The 25,857-nt window shown below is 71.8% G+C and carries 23 protein-coding genes; 15 read left to right on the top strand and 8 right to left on the bottom strand.

Annotated features, from left to right (window positions below; genetic code table 11):
• Window positions 1-13 precede the first annotated feature (13 nt).
• Window positions 14-427, top strand: a complete 414-nt coding sequence (locus tag Ato02nite_RS14755; protein ID WP_213007071.1) for a hypothetical protein — start codon at window positions 14-16, stop codon at window positions 425-427.
• Here the strand turns inward: Ato02nite_RS14755 and Ato02nite_RS14760 are convergent.
• Entirely contained in the window at window positions 388-1,128 is a 741-nt protein-coding gene (locus Ato02nite_RS14760; RefSeq protein ID WP_213007072.1) for a hypothetical protein, read from the bottom strand. The genes Ato02nite_RS14755 and Ato02nite_RS14760 overlap by 40 nt on opposite strands.
• Before the next feature lie 61 nt (window positions 1,129-1,189).
• Between Ato02nite_RS14760 and Ato02nite_RS14765 the strand changes: the two genes are divergently transcribed.
• From Ato02nite_RS14765 to Ato02nite_RS14775, 3 genes are all read left to right on the top strand, one after another.
• A complete protein-coding gene (locus Ato02nite_RS14765) occupies window positions 1,190-2,350 on the top strand; it encodes an MFS transporter (RefSeq protein WP_213007073.1) in 1,161 nt (386 codons plus the stop codon).
• Between the two features lie 161 nt (window positions 2,351-2,511).
• On the top strand, window positions 2,512-4,344 hold the full coding sequence (locus Ato02nite_RS14770; protein WP_246606940.1) for a right-handed parallel beta-helix repeat-containing protein: 1,833 nt from the start codon (window positions 2,512-2,514) through the stop codon (window positions 4,342-4,344).
• Between the two features lie 88 nt (window positions 4,345-4,432).
• The gene (locus tag Ato02nite_RS14775; RefSeq protein ID WP_246606955.1) at window positions 4,433-6,604 is read left to right on the top strand and encodes a putative bifunctional diguanylate cyclase/phosphodiesterase; all 2,172 of its coding nucleotides are present in this window, start codon (window positions 4,433-4,435) and stop codon (window positions 6,602-6,604) included.
• A 39-nt stretch (window positions 6,605-6,643) separates the two neighbouring features.
• Here the strand turns inward: Ato02nite_RS14775 and Ato02nite_RS14780 are convergent, their stop codons facing one another.
• Window positions 6,644-7,543 (bottom strand): LysR family transcriptional regulator, encoded by a 900-nt coding sequence (locus tag Ato02nite_RS14780; protein ID WP_213007075.1) that lies wholly within the window; start codon window positions 7,541-7,543, stop codon window positions 6,644-6,646.
• A gap of 97 nt (window positions 7,544-7,640) precedes the next feature.
• Here Ato02nite_RS14780 and Ato02nite_RS14785 point away from each other — a divergent pair, with 97 nt between their 5' ends.
• From Ato02nite_RS14785 to Ato02nite_RS14795, 3 genes are read left to right on the top strand one after another with little or no spacing between them, the layout of a single operon-like run.
• Window positions 7,641-11,027: a bifunctional proline dehydrogenase/L-glutamate gamma-semialdehyde dehydrogenase gene (locus tag Ato02nite_RS14785; RefSeq protein WP_213007076.1), complete on the top strand. Its 3,387-nt coding sequence runs from the start codon at window positions 7,641-7,643 to the stop codon at window positions 11,025-11,027.
• A gap of 46 nt (window positions 11,028-11,073) precedes the next feature.
• A complete protein-coding gene (locus tag Ato02nite_RS14790; RefSeq protein ID WP_213007077.1) occupies window positions 11,074-13,023 on the top strand; it encodes an AAA family ATPase in 1,950 nt (649 codons plus the stop codon).
• Window positions 13,024-13,077: 54 nt separating this feature from the next.
• On the top strand, window positions 13,078-14,379 hold the full coding sequence (locus Ato02nite_RS14795) for an FAD-dependent oxidoreductase (protein WP_213007078.1): 1,302 nt from the start codon (window positions 13,078-13,080) through the stop codon (window positions 14,377-14,379).
• A gap of 651 nt (window positions 14,380-15,030) precedes the next feature.
• Here the strand turns inward: Ato02nite_RS14795 and Ato02nite_RS14800 are convergent.
• Window positions 15,031-15,966, bottom strand: coding sequence for an NAD(P)-dependent oxidoreductase (locus Ato02nite_RS14800; protein ID WP_213007079.1), 936 nt, complete (start codon window positions 15,964-15,966; stop codon window positions 15,031-15,033).
• A gap of 6 nt (window positions 15,967-15,972) precedes the next feature.
• Window positions 15,973-16,578 carry a TetR/AcrR family transcriptional regulator gene (locus tag Ato02nite_RS14805; protein ID WP_213007080.1) on the bottom strand — a complete coding sequence of 202 codons (606 nt, stop codon included), beginning with the start codon at window positions 16,576-16,578 and terminating at the stop codon, window positions 15,973-15,975.
• A 161-nt stretch (window positions 16,579-16,739) separates the two neighbouring features.
• On the opposite strand from Ato02nite_RS14805, the gene Ato02nite_RS14810 reads away from it, so the two are divergent.
• Complete coding sequence (locus Ato02nite_RS14810; RefSeq protein ID WP_213007081.1) at window positions 16,740-17,087, top strand: hypothetical protein; 348 nt, start codon at window positions 16,740-16,742, stop codon at window positions 17,085-17,087.
• Here the strand turns inward: Ato02nite_RS14810 and Ato02nite_RS14815 are convergent.
• A complete protein-coding gene (locus tag Ato02nite_RS14815; protein ID WP_213007082.1) occupies window positions 17,017-17,517 on the bottom strand; it encodes an LURP-one-related/scramblase family protein in 501 nt (166 codons plus the stop codon). The two genes, Ato02nite_RS14810 and Ato02nite_RS14815, sit on opposite strands and share 71 nt — an antisense overlap.
• Window positions 17,518-17,522: 5 nt before the next feature.
• On the bottom strand, window positions 17,523-18,113 hold the full coding sequence (locus tag Ato02nite_RS14820; protein ID WP_213007083.1) for an RraA family protein: 591 nt from the start codon (window positions 18,111-18,113) through the stop codon (window positions 17,523-17,525).
• A 27-nt stretch (window positions 18,114-18,140) separates the two neighbouring features.
• On the opposite strand from Ato02nite_RS14820, the gene Ato02nite_RS14825 reads away from it, so the two are divergent.
• Both Ato02nite_RS14825 and Ato02nite_RS14830 read left to right on the top strand, forming a co-directional pair.
• Window positions 18,141-19,244 carry an aminotransferase-like domain-containing protein gene (locus Ato02nite_RS14825; protein WP_213007084.1) on the top strand — a complete coding sequence of 368 codons (1,104 nt, stop codon included), beginning with the start codon at window positions 18,141-18,143 and terminating at the stop codon, window positions 19,242-19,244.
• Window positions 19,245-19,254: 10 nt separating this feature from the next.
• Entirely contained in the window at window positions 19,255-19,812 is a 558-nt protein-coding gene (locus Ato02nite_RS14830; protein WP_246606964.1) for a P-loop nucleotide/nucleoside kinase family protein, read from the top strand.
• On the opposite strand, the gene Ato02nite_RS14835 is transcribed toward Ato02nite_RS14830, so the two are convergent.
• On the bottom strand, window positions 19,809-20,618 hold the full coding sequence (locus Ato02nite_RS14835) for an SAM-dependent methyltransferase (RefSeq protein ID WP_213007085.1): 810 nt from the start codon (window positions 20,616-20,618) through the stop codon (window positions 19,809-19,811). The genes Ato02nite_RS14830 and Ato02nite_RS14835 overlap by 4 nt on opposite strands.
• A 107-nt stretch (window positions 20,619-20,725) precedes the next feature.
• On the opposite strand from Ato02nite_RS14835, the gene Ato02nite_RS14840 reads away from it, so the two are divergent.
• The 5 genes from Ato02nite_RS14840 to Ato02nite_RS14860 are packed head-to-tail and all read left to right on the top strand — an operon-like array spanning window position 20,726 to window position 24,768.
• Complete coding sequence (locus Ato02nite_RS14840; protein ID WP_498371284.1) at window positions 20,726-21,586, top strand: Sco1979 family transcriptional regulator; 861 nt, start codon at window positions 20,726-20,728, stop codon at window positions 21,584-21,586.
• A gap of 59 nt (window positions 21,587-21,645) precedes the next feature.
• Window positions 21,646-22,878 carry a diacylglycerol/lipid kinase family protein gene (locus Ato02nite_RS14845; protein WP_246606970.1) on the top strand — a complete coding sequence of 411 codons (1,233 nt, stop codon included), beginning with the start codon at window positions 21,646-21,648 and terminating at the stop codon, window positions 22,876-22,878.
• Entirely contained in the window at window positions 22,875-23,630 is a 756-nt protein-coding gene (locus tag Ato02nite_RS14850) for a metallophosphoesterase family protein (RefSeq protein WP_246606971.1), read from the top strand. The genes Ato02nite_RS14845 and Ato02nite_RS14850 overlap by 4 nt, the downstream gene beginning before the upstream one ends.
• A gap of 41 nt (window positions 23,631-23,671) precedes the next feature.
• A complete protein-coding gene (locus tag Ato02nite_RS14855) occupies window positions 23,672-24,112 on the top strand; it encodes a nuclear transport factor 2 family protein (protein WP_213007087.1) in 441 nt (146 codons plus the stop codon).
• Window positions 24,113-24,132: 20 nt separating this feature from the next.
• Entirely contained in the window at window positions 24,133-24,768 is a 636-nt protein-coding gene (locus Ato02nite_RS14860; RefSeq protein ID WP_213007088.1) for a TetR/AcrR family transcriptional regulator, read from the top strand.
• Here the strand turns inward: Ato02nite_RS14860 and Ato02nite_RS14865 are convergent.
• The gene (locus tag Ato02nite_RS14865) at window positions 24,721-25,848 is read right to left on the bottom strand and encodes a 5-methyltetrahydropteroyltriglutamate--homocysteine S-methyltransferase (RefSeq protein ID WP_213007089.1); all 1,128 of its coding nucleotides are present in this window, start codon (window positions 25,846-25,848) and stop codon (window positions 24,721-24,723) included. The two genes, Ato02nite_RS14860 and Ato02nite_RS14865, sit on opposite strands and share 48 nt — an antisense overlap.
• Between the last annotated feature and the right edge of the window lie 9 nt (window positions 25,849-25,857).

The following is a 25,857-nucleotide window of genomic DNA, read 5'->3' on the forward strand; positions in this document are numbered from 1 at the left end:
AGGAGCGGCTGCGGTGCGCGGTTTCCGCCCGGCCACCGAACCGGAGGTCGTGCTGGCGTTTCTCCGGGGCGAGATGGACTCGGACCGTTTCGGCGGCGACGTGCGCCGCCGGCTGGCCGAGGCCGGCGGCCTGCACCTGGTGCGAAATCCCGATCTGACCTCCGACGAGGAGAACCGTGCCCGCGAGCGAGCCCTCGCCGCCACGGCCGGGTCGGTCGGCGACCTGATCGTGATGGCGACACCCGACCTGAGCAGGCTCGTCGTGCTCGGGGGCCACGCCCGGCTGGCCGTGCTCGACGTAGCCGGGCTGGAGCAACGCCTCACCGTCACGCGTACCTGGGCCTGTCCGACACCATCGAGCAGTGGAACTGTTTCTGAGGACCGCGGTCAGCCGACCATCTGCTCCCACAGGCCGGGGTTGCGGTAGTGGTTGTGCGCGCCGGTCGCCAGCACCGCCCGCAGTGCCGTCAGGTGTTCGGTGTCGGGTGGCAGGTGGAGGGCGTCGAGCAGGGTCAGCGCCGCCACCGGGGAGAGGTCGCCGTAGATGTCGTGGTAGCTCATCAGCAGGCCGCGGAAGACCGCCTGGTGCAGCTCGGGCAGGGCCGTCGCCGTCTCGTAGATGTCGTGCTTGAGCGACCAGCGGACCGGGCCCGAGTTGGCCAGGACCCGCCAGGCCCGGCGGTGGGTGCGGCCGGCGGCCAGCTCGCGCAGGCGGCGGCGGGACCGCAGATGGCGTACGTCATCGGCCAGCACCGCGCCGAACGCCGCGTCGACGGTGTCGCGGTTCTCGAACCAGTCGACCCACAGCGAATACAGCACCGCCTCGCAGGGTGCGGCGTTCTCCAGCCGTTCCCGGTAGCCGGCCCACATCGCGTCGTACACCCCGGGGTCGTCGCGCTCCGCCGCGTACCACCCGATCTCGACGGTCACCCAATATTGATCCAGCAGGTCGAGCAGCCCCAGGCCGAGCCGTAATCCGCCGTCGACCAGCAGGTCGCGGGTCCACTCGTGGGCTAGCTCGTTGTCGTCGAGCTCGCGCCCGTCGTCGAGCCACCGCCCCCTGGACTGCCGGGTGACCCCGTGTGCTGCCAGCCAGCGCGCGGCCTCGACCGCCTCCCGTGTGCGCATGCCTGGGAGTGTGACCGACCCGCACCAGCGCCTTCCACCTGATATCCCGCATGATGGCCGCATGACGACGCGCCGGGCCTGGGCCGCCCTGGTGGTGTTGTCGCTGGCCGCGTTCGCGTTCGTCACCACCGAACTGCTGCCGATCGGCCTGCTCACCGTCATGGCACCTGATCTGGATCGGTCACGGTCGCAGGTGGGGTTGCTGGTGAGCGGCTACGCCGTGGTCGTCGTGCTGGCGTCGATCCCGCTGACCCTGCTCACCCAGCGTGTTCCGCGGCGGCAACTGCTCACCGTCACGATGGTGGTGTTCGCGGCTGCCGACCTGGCCGGGGCGCTGGCTCCGACGTACGCGATCCTGGCCGGCTCCCGGCTGATCACCGCGTTGACGCAGGCTCTTTTCTGGTCGGTCGCGGCGCCCGCCGTGACCGGCCTTTTCCCGGTCGGGAAACGCGGCCGGGTGGTGGCGCTGTTCGGGGTCGGGCCGGCGCTGGCGCCGGTTCTCGGGGTGCCGCTGTGCACCTGGCTGGGGCAGCAGACCGGCTGGCGAACGGCGTTCGTGCTGATGGCGGTGTTCGGCGTGGTGACCGCGGTGGCGGTGGCCGCGCTCATCCCGTCCTACGCGCCGGCCGACGGCGGCGCGGCCCGCGGTACCGCGCCGGACCGGCGCGAATTCCGGATCATCGTGGTGGTCACGGCGGTGGGCATCACCGGCTTCCTGACATTTTCGACGTACGTCACCCCGTTCCTGCTCGACGTCTCGGGATTCGGTGCCGGTGCTCTGGCGCCGCTGCTGTTCGTGGCGGGGGCCGCCGGCACGCTGGGTACGATCGCGGTCTCCCGCACGCTCGACCGCCATCCGGTCGGATCGATGCTGGTGCCCCTGGCGATCGGCGCGGCCGCGCTGCTGGCGCTGGCCGCCCTCGGTGGGTTGCGGCCGGTCACGGCGCTTCTGCTGGGTGGGCAGGGGCTGGCGTACGCCGCTTTCGCCACCGCCCTGCAGAACCGCATGTTGCAGGTCGCGCCGGGCAGCACCGACCTCGCCTCGGCGACACTGGGTTCCGCGTTCAACGTCGGGATCGCCGCGGGGTCACTCCTGGGCGGTGCGTTGCTGCCCGGGTACGGCCCGCGCTCGCTCGCCCTGACCGGTGGCCTGCTCGTCGTGGCCGCGGTGGCAATGCTCGCCGCCGACCTATGCAAAAAACCTGCAAATCAGATTCATTGACTCGCGTATATCGGCGATGGGAGATTCCAATACGGAATACCCGTCCCCCGGAAACCGCCGGTCCCCGCCCCAGGGACGCGTCGCAAGCTGCGGTTATGCAGCGGCGAATTCAAATTACTTACGCGCTGGCGGTCTCCATTTGCGACAAGGAGTAAATGCGCATGACACCACACCCACGCGCCCGCCGGATTCGCCGGCTGGCCGGTGTCGGCGGTCTGGTCACGCTGGTCACGGCGGGCCTCTTCGTCACCGTAACGAACGCTGAGGCCGCCACCGTCTTCAGCGCCGACTTCGAGAACGGCAGCACCAGCGGCTGGTCGAAATCGGGCGGCACCTGGGCGGTCGTCTCGGACGGCTCGCAGGTGCTCCAGCAGTCCGACACCGGCTCCGAGCGGGCCCGCGACTTCGCCGGCCAGACCAGCTGGACGAACTACTCGGTGCAGGCCCGGGTCAAAGCCACCGCGTTCGCCTCGACCAGCGGCGTGGTGTCGATCACCGCCCGGGCGGCCGGCGCTACCAAGATGTACCGCCTGTCGCTGACCGGCAGCGGCAAGGTCCAGCTGGAGACGATGAACGGCAGCGCCGTCTCGGTTCTCGGCAGCCTCAGCCAGACGATCTCCACGAGCACCTTCTACACGCTGAGACTGTCGGTGAACGGGTCGACGATCAGCGGCACGGTCAACGGCACGAGCGTGGGCAGCGCCACCGACAGCACGATCAGTGCCGGCCGGATCGGGCTGCTCACCGAACACGCGTCGGGCCGCTTCGACGACATCGTGGTGGACGACGGCGGCGGCACGACGCCGACCACCTCACCGACCGCCTCCCCGACCTCGTCCCCGACGGCGTCACCCACGGTGTCCCCGACGGTCTCGCCGACCGTCTCGCCGACCACGTCGCCGCCGACCTCGAACGCGCTCTACGTCGCGCCGAACGGCACCGACTCGGCGGCCGGCACCCAGGCGGCGCCCACCACGCTCGCCTCGGCGGTCACCCGGATCGCGGCCGGCGGCACGATCTACATGCGCGGCGGCACCTACTCCTACTCGGCGACCCAGACCATCGCGGCCGGCAACAACGGCACGTCGAGCGCCCGTAAGACTCTCTCGGCGTACCCCGGGGAAACTCCGATCTTGAATTTCTCGGCGCAGGCCGAGGACACGGCGGCTCGCGGGCTCGCCCTCAACGGCAACTACTGGCGCGTCTACGGCCTGATCGTCGAACGGGCCGGTGACAACGGCATCTTCGTCGGCGGCAGCAACAACATCATCGAGCGCACGGTGACCCGCTACAACCGCGACACCGGCCTGCAGCTGTCCCGGATCGCCTCGGACACGCCGAACAGCCAGTGGCCGGCGAACAACCTGGTGCTCTCGGCCGAATCGCACGACAACGCCGACTCCGACGGCGAGGACGCCGACGGCTTCGCCGCGAAACTGACGGTCGGAAGCGGCAACATCTTCCGGTACGCCGTTTCGCACAACAACATCGACGACGGCTGGGACCTCTACACGAAGACCGACACCGGCCCGATCGGCGTGGTCACCATCGAGGATTCGCTCGCCTACAACAACGGCACCCTCAGTAACGGTGGCCAGGCCGGCGCCGGTGACCGCAACGGCTTCAAGCTGGGCGGCGAGGACATCGCGGTGAACCACGTCGTGCGGCGCAGCTTCGCGGTGAAGAACGGCAAGCACGGCTTCACCTTCAACAGCAACCCCGGTTCGATGACCATCGCGAACAACGTCGCGGTGGACAACACCGAGCGCAACTTCAACTTCGACGGCGGAACATCGACATTCACCAACAACACCTCCTGCCGTACGTCGAGCGGCACGAACGACCGCATCATCGGAAGTGCCGACAGCACGAACCAGTTCTGGTCCGGCACCAACGGCTCCCGTTGCTCCGCGTACACCGGTGCCCTGACCTGGTCCTTCGACTCGGCCGGCAAGCTGATCGTGAAGTTCGGCGGCGTGGTGGCCACCCCGTAACCACGGCCCGGGGCCGGGGCGTCAAGCCCCGGCCCCGGCTTTTTCTTAATGTCTGACGGCCGCGCGCCGATGGACAGCCGTGCAGGGAGTGCGGCTTTGGCGGGGCTGGGTTGCGATCGGGTTGCTGGCGACGGCCGGCTACTACCTGGTGCCCGCGGACACGTTCGCGTCGAACCTCGTCTACAACGCCATCGGCCTGACCTCCGGGCTGCTGATCCTGGTCGCGCTGCGGCTGTACCGGCCCGCGCGCCCGGCCATGTGGTACCTCTTCTCGGCCGGGCAGATCCTGTCCGTCGTCGGTGACTTAACCTGGGAGTACTACGAGTACGTGCGGCACGAGGAGCCCTACCCCTCGTTCGCGGACCTGTTCTACGTCTGCTCGTACCTGCCGCTGATCGCCGGGTTGCTGCTGCTGATGCGCCGGCGCCGCGGCAACGCCGGGGGCGTGCTCGACGCCGCCATGGTCGCGACCGGGCTGGGCCTGGCCCTGTGGGTGTTCGTGCTGCACCCGATCGCGGCCGCCGGGTCCGCCTCGACGCTGGAACGCTTCATCAGTACGGCCTACCCGGCGCTGGACGCGATGCTGCTGGCCATGCTGGCGCTGCTGTTCGTCGAGCCGGACGCCCGTACGCCCAGCACCAACATGCTCGGGCTCGCGGCCGTGCTCCTGCTGATCTCCGACGTCGCCTTCTCCGTCGCCACGCTCTACTGGTCGTACGACGGCCACGCGCTGGACGGCGGCTGGCTGATGTCGTACGTGCTGTGGGCGGCCGCCGCGCTGCACCCGTCGATGGCGGTGCCGCCGGCCGCCGTGAAGATCGACACCGTGCGGCGGGTCAGCCGCCGGCGCCTGGCCGTGCTGGGCGCCTGCTCGGTGCTGGCGCCCGGCCTGCTGTTCGTCCCCGGGATCGGCGCCGACGGCGTGGACCGGCTGGTGATCGGCGCCGCCGCGGTGGCCCTGTTCCTGCTCGGGCTGGCCCGGATGGCCGGGTTCGCGCACAAGATCCACGGCCTGGCCATGCACGACGACCTGACCGGCCTGAGCAACCGCCGGCACCTCTACCAGGTGCTGGACGAGGCGCTGGCCCGCGGCGAGGCCGAAGTCGCCCTGCTCGGCCTGACCAACTTCAAGGCCATCAACGACGAGGTCGGTCACCGGGTCGGCGACCACCTGCTGGTGCGGTTCGCCGACCGGCTCCGCGTGGCGGCCGGCCCGGGTGCCGTGGTGGCCCGGACCGACGGCGACGAGTTCGCCGTCCTGCTGCCCGACCTCGATGCCGGGCACCGGCTCGCCGCCACGGTCCACGACCCGATCCGGGTGGACGACTACGAACTGCTGCTCGGGGCCGCGGTCGGCCTCAGCGACGGCGTCGGCGCCACCGACCCGGCCGAGGTGCTGCGCCGGGCCGGCGTGGCGATGTACGCGGCGAAACAGACCGGCGAACCGTTCCGCCGCTGGAGCCCGGCCCTGGACGAGCGCACCAGCCAGTACGCCCGGCTCGGCGCCCAGCTGCGGGCCGGCCTGGACGGCGGCCAGTTCCGGGTGGTCTACCAGCCGATCGTCGCCGTGCCCAGCCGCCGGGTCGTCGCCGTCGAGGCCCTGGTCCGCTGGGAGCACCCCGTCCGCGGCCCGATCAGCCCGGCCGAGTTCATCCCGGTGGCCGAGCAGAACGGCCTGATCTTCGAGCTGGGCGAGTGGATCCTGGCGACCGCGTGCCGGCAGCTCGCCGAGTGGCGCACCGAGCTGGGCGACCTGGCCCCCGACCGGGTCAGCGTCAACGCGTCGGCACGCCAGCTGGCCCGGCCCGGTTTCGCCAACACGGTCGCCCAGGCGCTGGCCGCCGCCCGGTTGCCCGCCGACTGCCTGACCATCGAGATGACCGAGACGGCGGTCTTCCAGGGCGGCCAGGCCATCAGCACCCTGCACGAGCTGCGCGCCCTGGGCGTCCGCATCGCCCTCGACGACTTCGGCACCGGCCACTCGTCACTCGGCCTGCTGCAGACCGTCCCGGTGGACATCCTCAAGGTCGACAAGTCGTTCGTCGACAACATCACCGAGACCGGCCGGCACACGGTGATCGCCCGATCCCTGATCCAGATCAGCGAGGGTCTCGGCCTCACCGCGGTCGCCGAGGGAGTGGAGACCGCCGAACAGGCCGACGTGCTGGAGGGTCTGGGCTACCGGCTGCTGCAGGGCTACTACTTCGGCAAGCCGTCCAGCCGGCCCGACCTGGCCGCGAGGGAAGCACCGTTCGTGTGAGGATGTCCGCGGACCGATGCTCGCCGATCGGCGGCGGGCTCAGGCGTGGGCGGCGGCAGCCGCCTCCAGGGTCTCGCGGAAGGCTCGAGCCGCCGGTGACGCCGACCCGGCCAGGCGCTGGGCGGTGAAGATGGTGCGGCGGGGCAGGTCGGGCAGGTCGAGCAGGCGGCAGGAGGTGTCGCGGCCGGCCCAGACCAGGTCGGGGATCAGGGCGACCGCGTTGCCCGACTCGACCAGGCGGATGTGGGCCTGCAGGTCGGCGGTCTCGTAGCGGACGTCCGGCTCGAAGCCGGTGCCGCGGCACAGCTGCTCGGCGAAGTGCCGGGACGCGGCTCCGCGCGGTTCCATCACCCACGGCATCACCCGCGCCTCGGACAGCGAGTCGACCGGGTGCAGCGACGCCGCGACCGAGGGCAGGGCCAGACGGATCGCGTCGGTGGTCAGGGCACGCCGGTCGAGCCCGGGGTGGTGGGGCGCGGCGTGGGCCGGGTACTGCTCGGCGATCACCATGTCGAAGTCGCGCGCCCACGTCTCGCGGAGCGCCTCCTCCGGCTCTCGTTGCACCATCTCCACCCGTACATCCGGATATTGCGAAGCCATGGCCCGCAACGTCGACGGCATCAGGGCCAGGGCCGCCGACTGGAAGACGGCGACCCGGACATTGCCGCTGACCCGGGTCAGGGACGCCTGCAGGGCGGCCTCGGCGCGCTCCAGGGTGTCGAGCACGTCGCCGGCCGACTGGACCAGGACCTCGGCCTGCGGGGTCAGCCGCACCCGGCGGCCCGCCTTGCGCAGCAGCGGCATCCCGGTTTCCTTTTCCAGCAGGCTGAGCTGCTGCGACACTGCGGAAGGGGAGAAGTTGAGCGCCTCGGCGACGGCCGCGAGGGTGCCTCGGATGGCCAACTCGCGCAGCAGCACCAGGCGCCGGATCTCGAGCATGTTTTCCCATCCCGTGGGTAATAGGTAAGGGCAGCTGAAGAGTACCCGTCAAGAACCGTCGCTTTTCCTGAACTGAGGGTCGGAAGACACTGGCGCTATGACTGACCTTGCGATGCCCGCTGACACCGACCTGGCCCACGAGGCGGTCGACCTCGTCCGGCGCTGGCTGCACGAGGCCTCCGCCGTCAAGGTGAGCTCGTCGGCCGCGCAGCTCGCCGGTCTGCTGCGGGACCCCAAGGGGCTCGCCTTCGCGGTCGGCTTCGTCGACGGCGTGGTGCGGCCGGAGGACCTGCGGGTCAGCGCCCGCGCCCTGGCCACCCTCGCACCGGACGTTCCGAAGTTCCTGCCGGTGCCGCTGCGCGCGGCCGTGCGTCTCGGCGGGCACCTCGCGCCGGTGCTGCCCGGCGTCGTCGTGCCGGTGGCCCGCCGGGTGCTGCGGCGGATGGTCGGGCACCTCGTCGTGGACGCCACCGACGCGAAGCTCGGCCGGGCCATCGCCCGGATCCGCCGCCGTGATGTGCGGCTCAACGTCAACCTGCTCGGGGAGGCCGTGCTCGGCCGCGGTGAGGCGTCGCGCCGGCTGCGCGAGACCGAGCGGCTGCTCTCCCGGCCGGACGTCGACTACGTGTCGATCAAGGTGTCGGCCGCGGTCGAGCCGCACAACCCGTGGGCGTTCGACGAAGCGGTCGACGACATCGTGGACCGGCTGACCCCGCTGTTCGAGCTCGCGTCGAAGACCGGGAAGAAATTCGTCAACCTCGACATGGAGGAGTACAAGGACCTCGACCTCACCATCGCGGTCTTCACCCGGATCCTCGACGAGATCGACGACCTCGAAGCGGGGATCGTGCTCCAGGCGTACCTCCCGGACGCCCTCGCCGCGATGATCCGCCTGCAGGAATGGGCCGCCGCGCGCCGCGCTCGCGGCGGCGCCGGCATCAAGGTCCGCCTGGTCAAGGGTGCGAACCTGCCGATGGAGAAGGTCGAGGCCGCAGTGCACGGCTGGCCGCTCGCGACCTGGGAGTCCAAGCAGGCCACCGACGCCAACTACAAGCGGGTCCTCGACTACGCGCTGCGCCCGGAGCACATCCGCAACGTCCGGCTCGGGGTCGCCGGCCACAATCTCTTCGATATCGCGTACGCCTGGCTGCTGGCCGGCCGGCGCGACGTGCGCGACGGCATCGAGTTCGAAATGCTGCTCGGCATGGCCGAAGGCCAGGCCGAGGTGGTCCGGCGCGAGGTGGGCGGGTTGCTGCTCTACACCCCGGTGGTACGCCCGGAGCAGTTCGACGTGGCCATCGCCTACCTGATCCGCCGTCTCGAGGAGGGCGCGAGCCAGGACAACTTCATGTCGGCGGTGTTCGAACTGGACGCGAACGAGGGACTGTTCGCGCGGGAGCGGGACCGTTTCCTCGCCTCACTGGCAGAGCTGAAGGGCGACGAGGATGTGCCCGCCGCCCGCCGAGTCGCGGAACGCTACGCCGGAACTTCCAGACCACAGCCGGGACAGTTCGAGAACACGCCGGACACCGATCCGTCCGTCGAGCACAACCGGGCGTGGGTGCGCGATGTCCTGGCCCGGGTACCGCGCTCGGCGGCCGGCACCGCGACCATCGACGCGGCCCGTATCACCGACGCCCGGAAGCTCGACGACGTGCTGGGGCGGGCCACCGCGGCCGCCGACGCCTGGCACGCCCGCACCGGCGCCGAGCGGGGCGCGATCCTGCACCGGATCGGCGACGCCATCGAGGCGCGCCGGGCCGAACTCATCGAGGTGATGGCGGCCGAGACCGGCAAGACCGCCGACCAGGCCGACCCGGAGGTGTCCGAGGCCGCCGACTTCGCCCACTACTACGGCGAGCTCGCGGCCGGGCTCGACCGCGTCGACGGCGCCACCCCCGTCCCGGTACGCCTGACCCTGGTCACCCCGCCGTGGAACTTCCCGGTCGCGATCCCGGCCGGCTCCCTGCTGGCCGCCCTGGCCGCCGGTTCGGCCGTCGCGATCAAGCCGGCCGGCCAGGCCGAACGCTGTGGCGCGGTGCTCGCCGAGATCGTCAAGTCGGTGCTGCCCGACCCCGACCTGCTGACCCTGGTGCAGGTCGAGGAGCAGGAGCTCGGCCGTGAGCTGATCGCCCACCCGCTGGTCGACCGGGTCGTGCTGACCGGCGCCTACGAGACCGCCAAGCTGTTCCGCGACTTCCGGCCCGACCTGCCGCTGCTCGCCGAGACCAGCGGAAAGAACGCCATCATCGTCACCCCCAGCGCCGACCTCGACCTCGCGGTCAAGGACGTGGTGGCCTCCGCCTTCGGGCACGCCGGCCAGAAGTGCTCGGCCGCGTCGCTGGTGGTGCTGGTCGGTTCGGTGGCCCGCTCGCAGCGGTTCCGCACCCAGCTCCTGGACGCGGCGTCGTCGCTGACCGTCGGTTACCCGGCCGACCCGCGCACCCAGGTCGGCCCGGTCATCGAACCCGCACAGGGCAAGCTGCTCGCCGGGCTCACCGAGCTGGGCGCGGGGGAGAAGTGGCTGCTCGAACCGAAGAAGCTCGACGACACCGGGCAGCTCTGGTCGCCGGGCATCCGCGACGGCGTCCGGCGCGGCTCCGACTACCACCGCACCGAGTACTTCGGCCCGATCCTCGGCGTCATGACCGCGGCCACCCTGGACGAGGCGATCGAACTGGTCAACGAGGTCGACTACGGCCTGACCTCGGGCATCCACTCGCTGGACGCGGCCGAGGTGCGCACCTGGCTGGACCGGATCGAGGCCGGCAACCTGTACGTCAACCGCGGCATCACCGGCGCCATCGTCCGCCGCCAGCCGTTCGGCGGCTGGAAGCGCTCGGCCGTCGGCCCCGGCACCAAGGCGGGTGGCCCCAACTACCTGGCCGGACTGACCGGCTGGGCGCCCGCCCCGGCCGCCGAGGGCGCCAAGGTCACCGACGTCGCGGTGCGGGCCCTGCTCGCCGCCGCCGGCTCGGTGCTCACCGCCGACGAGATCGCCTCGGTGGAGCGGGCCGCCGCCAGTGACGCGGCCGCCTGGACCGGCCACTTCCAGCAGTCCGACGTCTCCGGCCTGTGGGCCGAGCGGAACGTCCTGCGGTACCGGCCCACCCCGGTCGAGGTGCGGCTGGCCGCCGGCGAACCGGTCGCCGCGCTGGTCCGGGTCGTCCTGGCCGGTCTGCTGGCCGGCGCGCCGCTGCGGATCTCGGTGGCCGCCGCGCTGCCGGAGTCGCTCGCCGCGGCCGTTCCGGCCGACCTGCGGGTCGAGGACGACGCGACCTGGGCGGCCAATCTGACCGCGGGACGGGTACGCCTGATCGGCCCGGCGACGAACCTGCCGTCCACTCCGGACCTGGCCGTCTGGTCCGGCCCGGTCACCGAGGCCGGCCGGGTCGAGCTGCTGCCGTTCCTGCACGAGCAGGCGATCAGCATCACCGCCCACCGTTTCGGTAACCCCGACCGCCTCGCAACGGAAGTTCTCTGACAGTTTTCCGCGCCCCCGCCCGCTACAGTGCGGGCGGGGGTAGCAGATGCCGACCCGAGTCGCTGACCTGCTCGATCACGCCCGCGCGGAATCCTTCGCCGGGCGCGATGCCGAGCTGCGCGCCTTCGGCGACGCATTGAACGGCCGGTCCGGGCGGCGGGTCCTTTTTCTGTACGGGCCGGGCGGCATCGGAAAATCCAGCACCCTCCAGCAGTTCCGGCTCCGGGCGCGCGCCGGTGGCCGTACGGTCAAATCCATCGACGGCAGTGAGATCGACGCCGCGCCGGACGCCTTCCTGGCCGCTCTCGGCCCGGCGCAGGCCGGGCTGGTCCTGCTGGTCGACGGCTACGAGCATCTCGGCCCGCTGGACGGCTGGCTGCGGCACACCTTCCTGCCTGGCCTCGGCGCCACCGACCTGGTCGTCCTGGCCGGACGGGAACCGCCGCAGCCGCCCTGGCGCACCGACCCCGGCTGGCGGCGGCTCGCCGGGATCCTGCACCTCGACGCCCTCGACCCGGACGACAGCGCCGACCTGCTCGCCCGCGCCGGAGTCCCGCCCGGCCTGCGCGAAGGGCTGGTGGAGCTGGGCCGCGGCCACCCGCTCGCGATGGCCCTGCTGGCCGACGCGGCCACCGCCGGGACCGTGCCGCGCACCCTCGCCGACGTCCCCGACCTGATCACCGCCCTCCTCGAATGCCTGGTCCGCGAACCGCCCACCGAGGCGCACGCGCTCGGCCTGGCCACCTGCGCGAAAGCCTGGCTGACCACCGAGGACCTGCTGCGCGACACGGTCGGCCCGGCCGCGCCCGAGGTGTGGACCTGGCTGTGCCGGCGGCCGTTCGTGATGGCCGGCGACCGCGGGCTGCGCCCGCACGAGCTGGCCCGCGACGTGCTCGACGCGTCCTTCGAGCGCCGCACCCCGGAGAGCTACCGCGACCTGCACCGCGTCGTGCACGACCACGTCGTCGCCGGCATCCGCGCCGCCGCCGGGCCGGACCGGCCGATGCACGCCCAGCACCTGCTCTACCTGCACCGGCGCAGCCCGCTGTCGGCCATGTTCTTCAGCCTGCGCGCACGCGGCCCGGTGGCGCTCGTCCCCGGCACCCCGGCCGACCACCCGGCCGTCCTCGCCGCCGTCGAACGCTGCCAGGGACCGGCCCAGGCCGGCCTGGCCCGCGACTGGCTCGCCGAACAGCCGGCCGGTCTCAGCGTGATCCGCGGCGACGACGGACTGCGGGCCTTCGTCCACTACCTCCAACTGCCCGGCGGCATCGCCCTGCAGGAACGGGACGAGGTCACCCGGGCGGCCCTGCGGCACGTCGAGCGGGCCGGCCCGCTGCGCCCGGGGGAGAGCATCGACCTGGCCCGGTTCCTGTCCGGGGTGAAGGATGAGGAGAGCGGGCCGTACGCCGTGCTGGCCGGCGCCACCTCGTCCATCCTCGAGTGGATCGGCCGGCAGTCGGCCTGGTCGTTCGTGGTGACCACCGAGCCCGCGTTCTGGGCCCCGATGTTCGACTACCTGGCGTTCGCCACCTGCTTCGAGATCGACGTGGCCGGCGTGCGGCACGTCGGCTTCGGGATGGACTGGCGGCGGCTGCCGGTCGACGTCTGGCTCGACCTGATGAACGAGCGGGAACACTCCGGCGGCCACGGCCCGCCACCGGCCGGCCTGCTCCGGCCGCCCGCACCGAGCCGCGCCGAGTTCGAGCGGTCCGTCCGGCAGGGACTGCGCGACCTGCGCCGGCCCGGCCGCCAAGCCGGGCTGAGCGTGGCCGCGGTCGAGGCGGCCCTGACGGTGATCGCCGCCGAACCTCGCGGCGAGGCCCTGTGCGCCGTGCTCAATCGCACCTACCTGCGGCCCGCCGCCAGCCAGGAGGCCGCGGCCGAGGTGCTCGGGCTGCCGTTCAGCACCTACCGGCGGCGGCTGGCCAAGGCCGTCGACCGCCTCGTCGAGCTGCTGTGGGCGGCCGAGGTCGGGGCCGATTCCCGACAGTAGGTGAGCAGTGAACGGCCTGGAGAGTGAGCAGTCGGCGGGCCTTTCCTGACAGGCATGACTGACGTACTCGTTATCGGAGCCGGCCTCACCGGACTCTCCTGCGCCATGCTGCTCGCCCGCGACGGACACCAGGTCACCGTGCTGGACCGCGACCTCGCCTGCCCCACCCCCGGCAGGGAATGGGAACAGTGGGAACGGCCCGGTGTCACCCAGTTCCGGCTAGCCCACATCATGCTGCCGCGATGGCACGCCGTCATGTCCGCCGAACTACCGTCGGTGCTGGACCGGGTCACCGCGGCCGGCGGGCAGCCGTTCAACTTCGCCGGTTCGCTCCCGCCCGTACCCTCCGACTCCCGATTCCACACGATCACCGCGCGCCGCCCGATCCTCGAGGCGGCGATGGCCGCCGAGGCGGCCGAGACGCCCGGCGTCACTCTCCGGCGCGGGGTCGCGGTCACCGGTCTGGTCACCCAGGGCGACCGAGTTGCGGGCGTACGCCTGAGCGACGGCGACAAGATCCTCGCGGAACTGGTCGTCGACTGCGGCGGCCGGCGCTCGGCATTGCCGTCCTGGCTGGTCGAGGCGGGTCTGGAGGCGCCGGCCGAGGAGCGGGCGGACGCGGGTTTCGTCTACTACATGCGACACTTCCACGGCGCCCGCCCCGAGGTTCGCGGCCCGCTGCTGCAACACCACGACTCGCTGTCGATCCTCACCCTGCCCGGCGACAACGACAACTGGTCGGTCGGCTTCGTGACCAGCGTCCGCGACAAGCCGTTGCGGGCCCTGCGCGACCCGGCCGTCTGGGAGGCCGCACTGGCCCGCTACCCGCTGGCCGCCCACTGGGCCGAGGCCGCCCCGCTGACCGGCGTGGTGGCGATGGGCGGCCTGGTCGACCAGTGGCGCACGGTGACGACACCCGGCGTGGTCGCGGTGGGTGACGCCGCCTGCTGCACCAACCCGTCACTGGGCCGCGGCGCCACCACCGGCCTGCTGCACGCCCGCCTGCTCCGCGACGTGCTACGGGCCGGCCTGCCCACGTCCTTCGCCGACCACACCGCCACCGAGATAGGCCCGTGGTACCAGACCACGGTCTGGTTCGACCGCCACCGCATCGCCGAGATCGACGCCGACGCGACCGGCGAGACCTACCAGCCGGCCGACCCGGCGTGGACGGGCGCGAAGGCGCTGTACGCGGCAGCGTGCTCGGGAAACCCAGAGGCGCTGCGAGCCCAGTTGGCCACCGCCTGCATGCTGACCACCACCCCGGAGACCGTCCCGACCGGAATCGGGCCGCGCTACCCGCTACCAGGCGCCACCCGCGACCAGCTCCTGTCCACCCTCACCACCGCCGCATAGCCGCCACCCACCCACCTAAGCCAACCCGCCGCCCGGCAACGCCGCCCCCGCGGGGTGCAAGCCGCGTCGTCCCCGGCGGGGTGCAAGTCGCGTCGGCCCAGGCAGGTGCGTGTCGCGTTGGCCCGGGCGGGGTACGAGTTGCGCTGGCCCGGGCAGGAGCCGGTTTTGCGTCTCGGGCGGGCGACGGTCGTACTGCTCCCCGCTTCCCACCTAGTGGTCGCGGGCCTCGGATCCTGGATCGGCGTCGCGCCTCGCGGACGCTGATCCTGCTTTATGGACAGTGCTTCCACATTCCGAGAAACACGGCGCGGCGCGAGCCGATCTTGTGGTCTTCCCGTTAGCTCCTGACACCAGATCTACAAGATCTGCAGTGGGCGGCGGGGAAGCCGCCGCCGCTTCGAGGAGGGTCGGAGCCCGACGAAACGCCGCCTACCCCAACAAACATAGACGAAATCTCCGAAAATGCTCCGCGCGTAGCGCGGACATATGCAGCGCTTCGCGGCGGCCGACAGCGGAGAACGGCGGCCGCAACAAAAGGTGAGGGATCGCGCGAGGCGGCGGTTAGCCGCGCAACATCGTCTGTTGGGCTGCCGGGCGGCGAGCTGCCGGGGCGCGTCGGTCCGGGACGGCGGGCTGGGTTGGGGAAGGGGCTCAGGCTCGGTCGACCAGGTTGCGTAGGGGGTGGCCGGCCTGGAAGGCGGTCAGGTTCTCCTCGATCAGGGCCTCGGCGCCCAGCGGGCGGCCGCCCGCCGCGTGCGGGGAGATGATCACGTTGGGCTCGTCCCACAGGCCGGAGGTGGTCGGCAGGGGCTCGGTCTCGAAGACGTCGAGGGCCGCGCCGCCCAGCCGGCCGGCGCGCAGGGCGCTGAGCAGGGCTGCTTCGTCGACCGTGCTGCCGCGGCCCACGTCGACCAGCCAGGCGTGGGCCGGTAGCTGGGCCAGCACCGTGGCGTTCAGGGCGTGTTTCGTCTGCGGGGTGTCCGGCAGGATCATGACGAGGACGTCGGCGGTCGGCAGCAGCCGGGGGAAGTCGTCGGCGGTGACGATCGGGAAACCGTGCCGCTCGCCGGGCGTGCGGGCCACCCCGGTGACGCGGGCGCCGAGGGCGGCCAGGTGTGGTGCGAGGGTCGCGGCGATGCCACCGAAACCCCAGATGACCACGTGCGCGTCCCGCAGCGTACGGAAATTGGCCGTTTCCCGTCTTGGTTGGTTGCCGCCCCATTCGCCGGCCCACCGGCGCCCGATCTGGGCTCGCACCAGCAGGTTGACCCGCCGCGCGGCGGCCAGCAGCAGGGCCAGGGTGTGTTCGGCGACGGTGTCGTCGTGCAGCCCGGCACCGTTGGTGATCAGCACCTCGGGGGCGAAACCGGCCTTCAGCACCGCGTCCGGGCCGGCCGCGAGGGTCTGCACCCAGCGCAGGCCGGTCAGTCGCCGGGCGGCGTCGGCCAGCTGCGGGCCCGGGTTGTTCCAGACGACCAGCACGTCGGCGTCGGTGTGCTCGGCCGGGATCGGCTCGGCGACCGCGTAGGTGATCGCGCCCGGCACCTGCAGGTCGAGGTCGACGCTGTCCGGCAGCAGAATCTTCATGACCGCTCAGGTTAGTGGATCGCGCAGGTGGAACTCGGTGAGCGCCATCTGTTCCAGCAGTTGCAGCACCTCTTCGGCCGGGTAGTCGTCGCCGGCCAGCGCCCGGCGGAGTTCGATACCGTCGACCGCCGCGACCAGCAGTTCGGCGAGGACGGCCGAGTCGGTGCCGAGCACCTCGCCGAACATCCGCGCGGCCGCCTTGTTGAGCCGTCCGAGCCGGGCACTGAGCGCCGGGTCGCGCAGGGCCAGCGCGACGAGGTCGAAGTACGCGTCGGTGGCCTCCCGGTCGGCGTGGTTGCGCCGCACCTGCCGGAGGTAGGCGCGCCAGCGGTCGTCGAGCGACGGCAGTGACGCGGTGGCCTCGGCGAAACCGGCGGCCGGGTCGGCGTACAGCCGGTCCATCAGCGCCTCGATCAGGCCTTTCCGGCTGCCGAACCGGGCCGCGACGGCGCTGACGTCGGTGCGCGCCTCGCGGGCCACCGCGTTCAGGGTGAGGCCTTTCGTGCCGGATCGGAGCAGCACCTGATGGGCCGCGTCCAGGATCGCCCGATCGTCCGCCGCCCGATGCGGGAGGCGGTGGTGTGTCGGCTCGGCTTCCGGATGCTTACCCATGGTCGATTCTCTTCCCGCCGAAGCCCCTCCGCGAACCCTCCAAATGCCGGAGCGGGAATCGTTCTTCCACCCGACCGCCGCGGATCAATGGCCGGCGAAATCGGGTTCACGATCCGGACGGACGGTGCTGACCAGGGCGTTACTGCATTAACATCCCGCCTGTGTTGATCAGGGGGTACGCGGCGATCGCCCGCCGTCCGTGGTGGTTCGCAGCGGCGACGATCGCGGTCGCGCTCCTTCTCGGCGTGGTCGTCGCCGGGCACACGCCGCTCTGGCCGGTCGCCCTGGGCCTGATGATCGCCGCCGTGGTCGCCTCGTTCGTCCTGGGCATACCCAACGTCATGGCCGGGCGGCTGCCGAGTTTCCTCCTGCTCCGGGACGGCGTGTTCGCCGCCCCGGCCCGTGCCGCCATCGGCACCTCCGCGGAGTGGGAGCGGCTCAGTGGTCGTCTGAGCCCCTCTTCTCCTCACGCTCCAGGGCGAGATCGAGGGCCAGCACGCTTCCGATGATCAGGAGTGGGTTGACGTCGGCGGAGACCTGCACGGCGTAGGTGTCGCGGATGGTCAGCCAGCGCTTGGAGACCGCGGCCACCTCCTGGCCGTCCAGCTCGATCACGTACTCGTGGTCGAGCAGGTTGCCCTTCATGGTCAGGTCATCGGGGCCGGGCACGTCGATGGTGAACTTGTCGCGGAACGGGGTGAGCAGCTTCTTGCGCACCTCGGCGGCCTTCTCGCCGCCGATCCGGATCTCGTAGGTCGCCCGCAGCGCGACGATCTGCCGGTGCACCGACGCGACCTCGTTGCCGTCGGCGTCCTCGATGACGACCTTGCCGCGCGGGCTGAGCACCTTGCCGTCGACCCGGTAGATCTTGTTGCCGTGCTCGTCGAGCACGTCGAAATCGTCGCCGAAGGCGAAGAACCGCTCCCTGATCACCAACATGGCACCTATCCTCCCAGCAGTCCGGTGATGCGCACGCGGTGCGCCTCTTCCCATTCGTCGAGGGTCTGGGCCTCCTCCTCGGCGTGCTTCGCCGCCCCGCGCGACAGCACCTCATCCCGCTGCGCGGCCGGTACCACGACGATGCCCTCCTCGTCGGCCACGACCAGGTCGCCGGCCTGCACCGGGACGCCGCCGCAGCGGATCGTCACGTTCAGCGGCAGTACGGCGGTCTTGCCGCCGGGCACCGGGATCACCCCGCGCGCGAAGACCGGGAACCCCATGGCACGGACCTCGGCGATGTCCCGGATGGCTCCGTCGAGCACGAAGCCGGCGATGCCGTTGCGCTGCGCCACCGCGCACACGTTCCCGCCGGCCAGCGCGTGCGAGACGTCACCGGATTCGACGACCACGATGGAACCGGGCGGCGCCTGGTAGATGGCGGCGTGCAGCATGAGGTGGTCGCCGGGTGGGCAGCGCACGGTGAACGCCGGCCCGGCGATCCGCGGGATCGGTGCCCAGAGCGGCCGGATGCCGATGTCCATGACCTGCTGCGCACCGACGATCTCGGCCAGGGTGGTGGGGGAGAGGTCAGCCATCGGCCCAACCTACGGAAGGACGCGCCATTGATCCAGTTCGAGGCCCGGCCGGGGATTCTCGACCTGAGCTGGGGCCATCCGAGACCCGAACTGCTGCCCGCGGCCGAGTGGGCGGTCGCGCAGGCCGGGGCGCTGCGGGCGTCCGGTTGGCGTGCGCTCACCTACGGGTACGCGGCGGGACCGCGCCCGCTCACCGACTGGATCGCGGCCCGCCTCGCGGCCATCGAGGGCGGCCCGCCGCGGCCGGAGTCGCTGTTCGTCACGGCCGGGGCGTCGCACGCCCTGGCCCTGGTGGCGTCCCTGCTGGTCGAGCCGGGTGACGTCGTTCTGGTCGACGAACCCACCTATCACCTGGCGTTCCAGATCCTCGCCGATGCCCGGGCCGAGTTGCGGTCGGTGCCGGCCGGCGATCCCGCCGCGGTGGCCGAGAGGGTCGGGGCGATCCGCGCGGAGGGCCGGCGGGTGGCGTTCCTCTACCTGGTGCCGACGTTCGCCAACCCCACCGGCCGCAGTCTCGAACCGGCTGCCCGCCGCGCGCTGGTGGCGATCGACGGCCTGACGATCGTCGAGGACGACACCTACCGGGAGCTGGTCTACGAGGGCAGCGCACCGCCGTCACTGTGGCACCTGGCCGGTGGCCGGAACGTCATCCGCCTCGGTTCCTTCGCGAAGACGGTGGCGCCGGGCCTGCGGCTGGGCTGGATCAGCGGCACCCCCGAGCTGGTGAAACGCCTGACCATGCTGGGCTACGTGCACAGCGGCGGCGGGGTCAACCACACCGCGGCCGTGACGATGGCCGAGTTCGGCACGAGCGGCGCCTACGAGACGCATCTGGCCGGCCTGCGGGACAGTTACCGCGCGCAACGCGATGCCCTGGTCGGTGCGCTCAGCCCGTACGCGTCAATTGATGGTCCGGCCGGCGGCTGGTTCCTCTGGGTGAGGCTGCCGCCGGGCCGCCGGGCCGGCGATCTGTTGCCGGCCGCGGAGAGGCAGGGCGTGTCCTTCGTGCCCGGCCCGCGTTTTCACCTGCGCGGCGACGGCGGCCACGACCGGATCCGGCTCAGCTTCTCGCTGCTGCCGCCGGACGAGCTGCGGGAGGCGGCGCGGAGGCTGGGCCGGGTGCTGGCCTAGGGTGGGAGACATGCGGGCGGGTCAGGCAGCCACACTGTTCCTGATGGTGGGCCTGCCCGGGTCCGGAAAGACGGTGCGGGGCCGGGAGCTGGCGGCGGAGCACGGTGCCCTGTTGCTCACCCCCGACGCCTGGGCGCTCACCCTCTTCGGTCAGGAGGACCGTCAGCAGGAGCGGCCAGACGGCAAGCGGTGGCTGCTGGAGGGCCTGCTCATCGCGCTGGCCGTGGAGACCCTCCGCCTGCGGCTCAGCGTCGTTCTCGACTTCGGGCTCTGGTCGCGCGACGAGCGCTCCGCCCTGCGCTGGATGGCCGCCTCGGTGGGAGCGACCAGCGAGATCGTCTACCTGCCGGTGGAACGCGACGTGCAGTGGAGCCGGATCCAGCACCGCTGGAAACACGCGCCGGAGCAGACCTTCCCGATGGCCGAGGCGGAGCTGGACCCCTGGCGGGAGATGTTCGAGGTCCCCGACGCGGACGAACTCGCCGGTTCGGTCCTGCCGGCCCCGCCACCCGGCGACGAGAGCTGGTCCGACTGGGCGCAGCGGTTCTGGCCCTCTCTCAAGCTTTAAGGCTTGCGGGCGACCGCACCGAACTCGTCGACCTCGCGCAGTTCCTCGGGGGAGGCACCGGGGGCCGGGCGCCACTGCGAGCACGGCACGAGGCCGGGCTCGACGACCTCGAGGCCCTCCAGGAAGCGGGCCAGTTCCTCGGGGCGGCGCAGGTGGTAGGAGAGCGGCGCGTTCGCGTTCCACACCCCGATCGCCTCCTCGAAGGCCGGGCCGTCGATCACGTTGGTGCCGTCGGCGGTGGCGAGGTAGCTGCCGGACGGCAGTCCGTCGAGGAGCCGGCGCACGATCGACACGGCCTCGTCCAGGTCGGGCACGTGCCCGAGGATGTTCATCAGGATCAGGCCGGTCGGCTGGGACAGGTCGAGCGTGGTGCGGGCCGCCGCCTCGAGGATCGCGGCCGGGTCGTGCAGGTCGGCGTCGATGTACTCGGTGACGCCCTCGGCCGTGCCGGTCAGCAGCGCCCGGGCGTGCACCAGCACCAGCGGGTCGTTGTCGACGTAGACGATCCGGGCGTCCGGTGCGGCGGCCTGGGCAACCTGGTGGGTGTTCTCGGCGGTCGGCATGCCGGTGCCGATGTCGAGGAACTGCCGGATGCCGGCTTCCTGCGCGAGGAACGTGATGGACCGCTTGAGGAAGCCGCGGGACGACTGGGCGACCACGGTGATGTCCGGGTAGAACTCGGAGAACTGATCGCCGACCTGGCGGTCGACCTCGAAGTTGTCCTTGCCGCCCAGCCAGTAGTTCCACACCCGGGCGGAATGCGGAATGCTGGTGTCGAGCTTGGCGCCGGCGTCACTGTCACCCATGATCGGCTCCCCGGTGGCGAAATCCTTGGCGAAAACGCGTTCGCCGGTATGCTAGCGCCCAAAGATCACGAAGTTCCAATGTGGATCACCGTTCGGGGCGAGGCGATGTGAGCCAGGGGCAGGGCGGCGGTTCAACCGTGCGCCGGATGCAGCTCGGTGCCCGCCTGCGTGCCCTGCGCCGGGCGGCCGGCCTGAGCCGGGAAGAGGCCGGGCATCCGATCCGGGCGTCCGAGTCCAAGATCAGTCGGATGGAGCTGGGCCGGGTCGGCTTCAAGGAGCGCGACATCACCGACCTGCTGCTCCTCTACGGCGTGACCGATCCGCAGGAACATCAGCGGGTGCTCGCGTTCGCCCGCGAGGCCAGTGCCCCGAGCTGGTGGCATTCCTACGGCGATGTGCTCGACCCGTGGTTCCAGACCTATCTCGACTTCGAGCAGGCCGCGACCCTGATCCGCACCTACGAGGTCCAGTTCGTCCCGGGCCTGCTGCAGACCGAGGCGTACGCCCGGGCCGTGATCAGCCTCGGCGACAAGACCGCCCCCGACGAGATCGACCGGCGGCTCCGGCTGCGGATGGAGCGTAAGCAGCTGCTCCAGAGTCCCGAGGCGCCGAAGCTGTGGGTGGTGCTCGACGAGGCGGTGCTGCGCCGCCCGATCGGCGGCACCCCGGCGCTGCGCGAGCAGATCGAGTCGCTGATCGAGGCGGCCGAGTCGCCCGGGGTGCAGATCCAGGTGATGCCGTTCGCGTCCGGCGGCCACGCGGCGTCCGGCGGCGCGTTCAGCGTGCTCCGGTTCCCGTACCAGGAGCTGGCCGACATCGTCTACATCGAGTACCTCACCGGCAGCCTCTACCTCGACAAGCGCGAGGAGGTCGACCGCTACGCGGCGGCGATCAGCCGGCTGTTCATCGAGGCCGCCCCGCTGGTCGACACCAAGTCGATCCTCAACCGCGTGCTCAAGGAACTCTGACCGCCCGGCCATCCGCGGCGGATGATGTCGGTATGCCGCACCCCCGCCACGCTGCTGGCATGGCCGACCCTCGCACCCGCTGGATGGCCCGCCTGGCCTTCCTCGCGGCCGCCGCCCCGGTCGTTCTGCTGCTCGCTGTCGCCGGTCTGCGGGGCAGTGTCGCGCTGCTGCTGATCGGCGCCGCCGGGATGGCGGTGATGCTGGCCGGCGCGTTCTGGTTCCTCAGCCATCGAGGCTTCGCCCGATGGATCGGAGCGGTGGTCGTCCTCGGCGCGCCGGTCACGGTTGCTTTGCTGTACGCGCGGCAGAACCTGATGTGGGTGGTGGTGGCCCTGGCCGCGCTGTGGACGGCGATGGTGGCCTGCGGCCGCAACGCCCTCGCCCGGGTCAAGCATCAGCCGGTGCACGAGGTCCCGCCGCCCCGCCGCCCGTTCCTGATCATGAATCCGCGCTCCGGCGGCGGCAAGGTGGTCCGCTTCGAGCTGGAGAAACGCGCCCGCGAGCTGGGCGCCGACGTCGCGCTGCTGACCGGCGACGTCCCGGTCACCGATCTCGCCCGCCAGGCCCTGCGGGACGGCGCCGACCTGCTCGGGGTGGCCGGTGGCGACGGCACCCAGGCACTGGTCGCCGCGGTGGCGGCCGAGGCCGGGGTGCCGTTCCTGGTGCTCTCGGCCGGCACCCGCAACCACTTCGCGCTCGACCTCGGCCTGGACCGCGCCGACCCGGCGGCCGGCCTCGCCGCCCTCACCGACGGCGTGGAACTGCGGGTCGACCTGGGCCGGGCCGGTGACCGGGTGTTCGTCAACAACGTGTCGTTCGGCGCGTACGCCGAGGTGGTCCGCCGCCCCGAGTACCGCGACGACAAGGCCCGCACCGCTCTCGACCTGCTGCCCGACCTGCTCACCGGGCAGCGCGGCCCGCACCTGCGGATGCGGATCGGCGACCGGGAGGTGGCCGGGCCGCAGGCGATCCTGGTGAGCAACAACCCGTACGGCACCGACGACGTGGCCGGTCTCGGCCGCCGGCACGGGCTCGACGGGGGAGTGCTGGGCGTCCTGGCGGTCCGGGGACTCCTGTTGGTCCGCAGCACGGTGACCGAGGTGACCGTGGAGGCCGACGAGCCGGAGATCCCGGCCGGCATCGACGGCGAGTCGGTGCTGCTGCCCACCCCGGTGCACTGCACGATCAGCCCCGGCGCCTTGCGGGTCCGGGTTCCCCGCCATCGCCCGACGCCGCCGCCGGAACTCGACTGGGTCCGCCTGCGCCACCTCGCCCTGGCCCGCCACCGATGATCGTCGTCGCGCACCTGTCCGACCTGCACCTGGGCGCCCACGTGGACAAGGCGGTGGCCGGGATCGCGGCCGAGGTGGCCGCCTTCGGCCCGGACCTGACCGTGGTCTCCGGCGACCACACCATGCGCGCCCGGCCGCCCGAGTTCGACCAGGCCGCCGCCCTGATCGACGACCTGCCGCGGCCGCTGCTGGTGGTGGCCGGCAACCACGACCTCCCGCTGGTCAGCCCGCTGCGTCTGCTGGATCCCTACGGCCGCTACCGCACCTGGCTGGGCCATCACGACCAGGTCGTCCGCCTGCCCGGCCTGACGGCGCTCGGCCTGCACTCGATGCCCCGCTGGCGGTGGAAGGCGGGGCGGGCCGGGCCGGATCAGACCGACGAGATCCGCCGGGTGCTCGGCGGCGCGCCGGCCCACGACGTACGCCTGCTTGCCCTGCACCACCCGCCGGAAGCGAGAAGCTTCGCCGGCAGCCGACGGCTTCTGCGGGCTCTGACCGCCACCCGCACCGACCTGGTGCTGGCCGGGCACACCCACGTCCCCGAGGTGCATCGCTGGGCCGGCGGACCGCTGGTGGTGACCGCCGGCACCGCTACCAGCCATCGCGTCCGCCGGGTGCCGCGCTCGTGGAGCCTGCTGCGGATCACCGCGGCGGCCGTGGAGGTGCACGAGCGCTTCGAGGACCCGCACGGAACCTGGTTCACCGGACGGGTGGTCCGGCACGAGTTGGCCGTTCGCGACAACCTGTCGTAATCTTTGCGACAGGTTGTCGTATCCACTGGACGGAGTTCCTCATGAACGCGCTCGCCGACCGCGCCGACATCATCGAGCTGTTCGGCCGCTATGCCGACATCGCCGACCGGAAGGAGTTCACCCGGCTGCCCGGCCTGGTCTTCACCGACCCGGTCACGCTCGACTTCTCCTCGGTCGCCGACATCCCGCCGATGACCACGCCGCTGAGCGACTACGTCGAGGTCCTCCGCGCCTCCTTCGCACCCTTCGCGGCGACCCACCACGTCATCACCGGCCACGTCGTCGAGCTCGACGGTGACCGCGCCACCGTCCACGCGCACGTCCGCGCCGAGCACTGGGTGGCCGGCGGGTCCGGCCGCTGGCTGGTGGTCGGCTTCTACGACAACGAGGCGGTCCGCACGGCGGCCGGCTGGCGGCTCAGCCGGGTGAAGCTCACCGCGACCCACCAGGAGGGTGCCGCCCCGGCGACCGTCCCGCGCTGAGGAGGGGGGAAGATGATCGGATGCCGCGGATCCGGGGAGCCAGCATCGAGCAGCACCACGAGATGGTGTGGGCCGACCTCGCCGAGGCACTGCGGCAGCTGCTGCTCGAACGCGACTACGACTCGATCAATATGGGTCACATCGCGGCCCGCGCCGGGCTCGCCCGCAACACCCTCTACAACTACGCCGGCGACAAGACCGCGCTGGTCCTGGCGCTGACCGAGCGGGCGAGCCGGCCCGCGGTCGAGCGGGTCGCCGCGATCGCCGCGCGGTCCGCCGACCCGGCCGCGACGCGGCTGCGGGAGATCATCGAGTCGTTCCTGGCGGCTTCCACCGACCAGGCACTGCAGCTGATGTTCCGGCCCGGCTCCGGGCCGCTGGTCGACGAGGTGCCGAAGGGGCCGGCCAGCCCGTTCCACGCGATCGTGGTCGCGGTGGAGAACGTCGTCCGGGACGGCATCGCCCGCCGCGAGTTCCGCGACGTCGGCGACGTGACCCTGGCGGTGGAACTGCTCTCCGGCGCCATGCGGGCGGGCGCCGAACGCATCGTGCGCGACCCGGCCGCCTTCGCGGCCACCGTCCGTGCGGCGCAGGAGATCATCCTGGCGTCACTGACCGCCCCAGACCTCCTCAGCGACCTCGGCGATCAGCCGTAGTTTCGCGACCTCCTGGTCGTAGGTCAGCACGTTGCCCTCGACCGTCGAGGAGAAGCCGCACTGCGGTGACAGGCACAGTTGCTCCAGCGGGACGTAGCGGGCGGCCTCGTCGATGCGGCGCTTCAGCGTGTCCTTCGACTCGAGCACCCCGCTTTTCGTGGTGACCAGGCCGAGGACGACCATCTTGCCGGGCGGCACGAACCGCAGCGGAGCGAACCCGCCGGACCGGTCGTCGTCGTACTCCAGGAAGAAGCCGTCCACCGCGAGCTCGTTGAACAGGGCCTCGGCCACGAAGTCGTAACCACCCTCGGCCGCCCAGGACGACCGGAAGTTGCCGCGGCACATGTGCGTGGTGACCGCGAGGCCGGCGGGCCGGTCGGCGATGGCCGCGTTGATCTGCCGGATGTAGCGCAGATGCTGGTGCTCGGCGTCGTCGCCACGCTCGGTCAGCAGCTGTCGCTGGGCCGGATCGTTGAGATAGGCCAGGCTGGTGTCGTCGAGCTGGAGATAGCGGCAGCCCAGCTCGGCGACCGCGGCCACCTGTGCGGCGTAGGCAGCGGACAGATCGGCCCAGAACTGGTCCTCGTCGGGATAGACCGACTTGTCGATGGCGGCCCGCCCGCCGCGATAGTGCACCATGCTCGGCGACGGGATGGTCAGCTTGGGCGTGACGCCCGGCTCGACGACCGAGGACAGGAACCGGAAATCCTCGCCGAAGATGGTCTCGACGAGGCGGACCGGCTCGTCGATGACCAGCGCCGCCGACTCGAAGTCCAGCTCGCCGTCGGCATTGCGGAAGTGCACCTGGATCTTCTCGTCGGTGCGGTGGATGCCGCCGAGCCGGTAGATGAAGTCCATGTGCCACGACGTACGCCGGAACTCGCCGTCGGTCGCCGACCGCAACCCGACGTCGCGCTGCATGCGCACCACGTCGCGGATCGCGTCGTCCTCGACCGCGCGTAATTCGTCGGCGTCGATCTCGCCGGTGGCCCGGCGCTCCCGGGCCTCGAGCAGCTGAGGCGGCCGGAGCAGGCTGCCGACATGGTCGGCCCGGAACGGAGGCGTGTCACGCAGCGCCATCGAAGCTTC

Origin of the sequence: Paractinoplanes toevensis (assembly GCF_018332695.1) — a bacterium.
GTDB lineage: Bacteria > Actinomycetota > Actinomycetes > Mycobacteriales > Micromonosporaceae > Actinoplanes > Actinoplanes toevensis.

Coding starts and splice junctions, on each gene's coding strand:
- Ato02nite_RS14760 (WP_213007072.1), bottom strand. CDS start 1,128: ATGCGCACACGGGAGGCGGTCGAGGCCGCGCGCTGGCTGGCAGCACAC.
- Ato02nite_RS14765 (WP_213007073.1), top strand. CDS start 1,190: ATGACGACGCGCCGGGCCTGGGCCGCCCTGGTGGTGTTGTCGCTGGCC.
- Ato02nite_RS14770 (WP_246606940.1), top strand. CDS start 2,512: ATGACACCACACCCACGCGCCCGCCGGATTCGCCGGCTGGCCGGTGTC.
- Ato02nite_RS14780 (WP_213007075.1), bottom strand. CDS start 7,543: ATGCTCGAGATCCGGCGCCTGGTGCTGCTGCGCGAGTTGGCCATCCGA.
- Ato02nite_RS14785 (WP_213007076.1), top strand. CDS start 7,641: ATGACTGACCTTGCGATGCCCGCTGACACCGACCTGGCCCACGAGGCG.
- Ato02nite_RS14790 (WP_213007077.1), top strand. CDS start 11,074: ATGCCGACCCGAGTCGCTGACCTGCTCGATCACGCCCGCGCGGAATCC.
- Ato02nite_RS14795 (WP_213007078.1), top strand. CDS start 13,078: ATGACTGACGTACTCGTTATCGGAGCCGGCCTCACCGGACTCTCCTGC.
- Ato02nite_RS14800 (WP_213007079.1), bottom strand. CDS start 15,966: ATGAAGATTCTGCTGCCGGACAGCGTCGACCTCGACCTGCAGGTGCCG.
- Ato02nite_RS14805 (WP_213007080.1), bottom strand. CDS start 16,578: ATGGGTAAGCATCCGGAAGCCGAGCCGACACACCACCGCCTCCCGCAT.
- Ato02nite_RS14815 (WP_213007082.1), bottom strand. CDS start 17,517: ATGTTGGTGATCAGGGAGCGGTTCTTCGCCTTCGGCGACGATTTCGAC.
- Ato02nite_RS14820 (WP_213007083.1), bottom strand. CDS start 18,113: ATGGCTGACCTCTCCCCCACCACCCTGGCCGAGATCGTCGGTGCGCAG.
- Ato02nite_RS14830 (WP_246606964.1), top strand. CDS start 19,255: ATGCGGGCGGGTCAGGCAGCCACACTGTTCCTGATGGTGGGCCTGCCC.
- Ato02nite_RS14835 (WP_213007085.1), bottom strand. CDS start 20,618: ATGGGTGACAGTGACGCCGGCGCCAAGCTCGACACCAGCATTCCGCAT.
- Ato02nite_RS14845 (WP_246606970.1), top strand. CDS start 21,646: ATGGCCGACCCTCGCACCCGCTGGATGGCCCGCCTGGCCTTCCTCGCG.
- Ato02nite_RS14850 (WP_246606971.1), top strand. CDS start 22,875: ATGATCGTCGTCGCGCACCTGTCCGACCTGCACCTGGGCGCCCACGTG.
- Ato02nite_RS14855 (WP_213007087.1), top strand. CDS start 23,672: ATGAACGCGCTCGCCGACCGCGCCGACATCATCGAGCTGTTCGGCCGC.
- Ato02nite_RS14860 (WP_213007088.1), top strand. CDS start 24,133: ATGCCGCGGATCCGGGGAGCCAGCATCGAGCAGCACCACGAGATGGTG.
- Ato02nite_RS14865 (WP_213007089.1), bottom strand. CDS start 25,848: ATGGCGCTGCGTGACACGCCTCCGTTCCGGGCCGACCATGTCGGCAGC.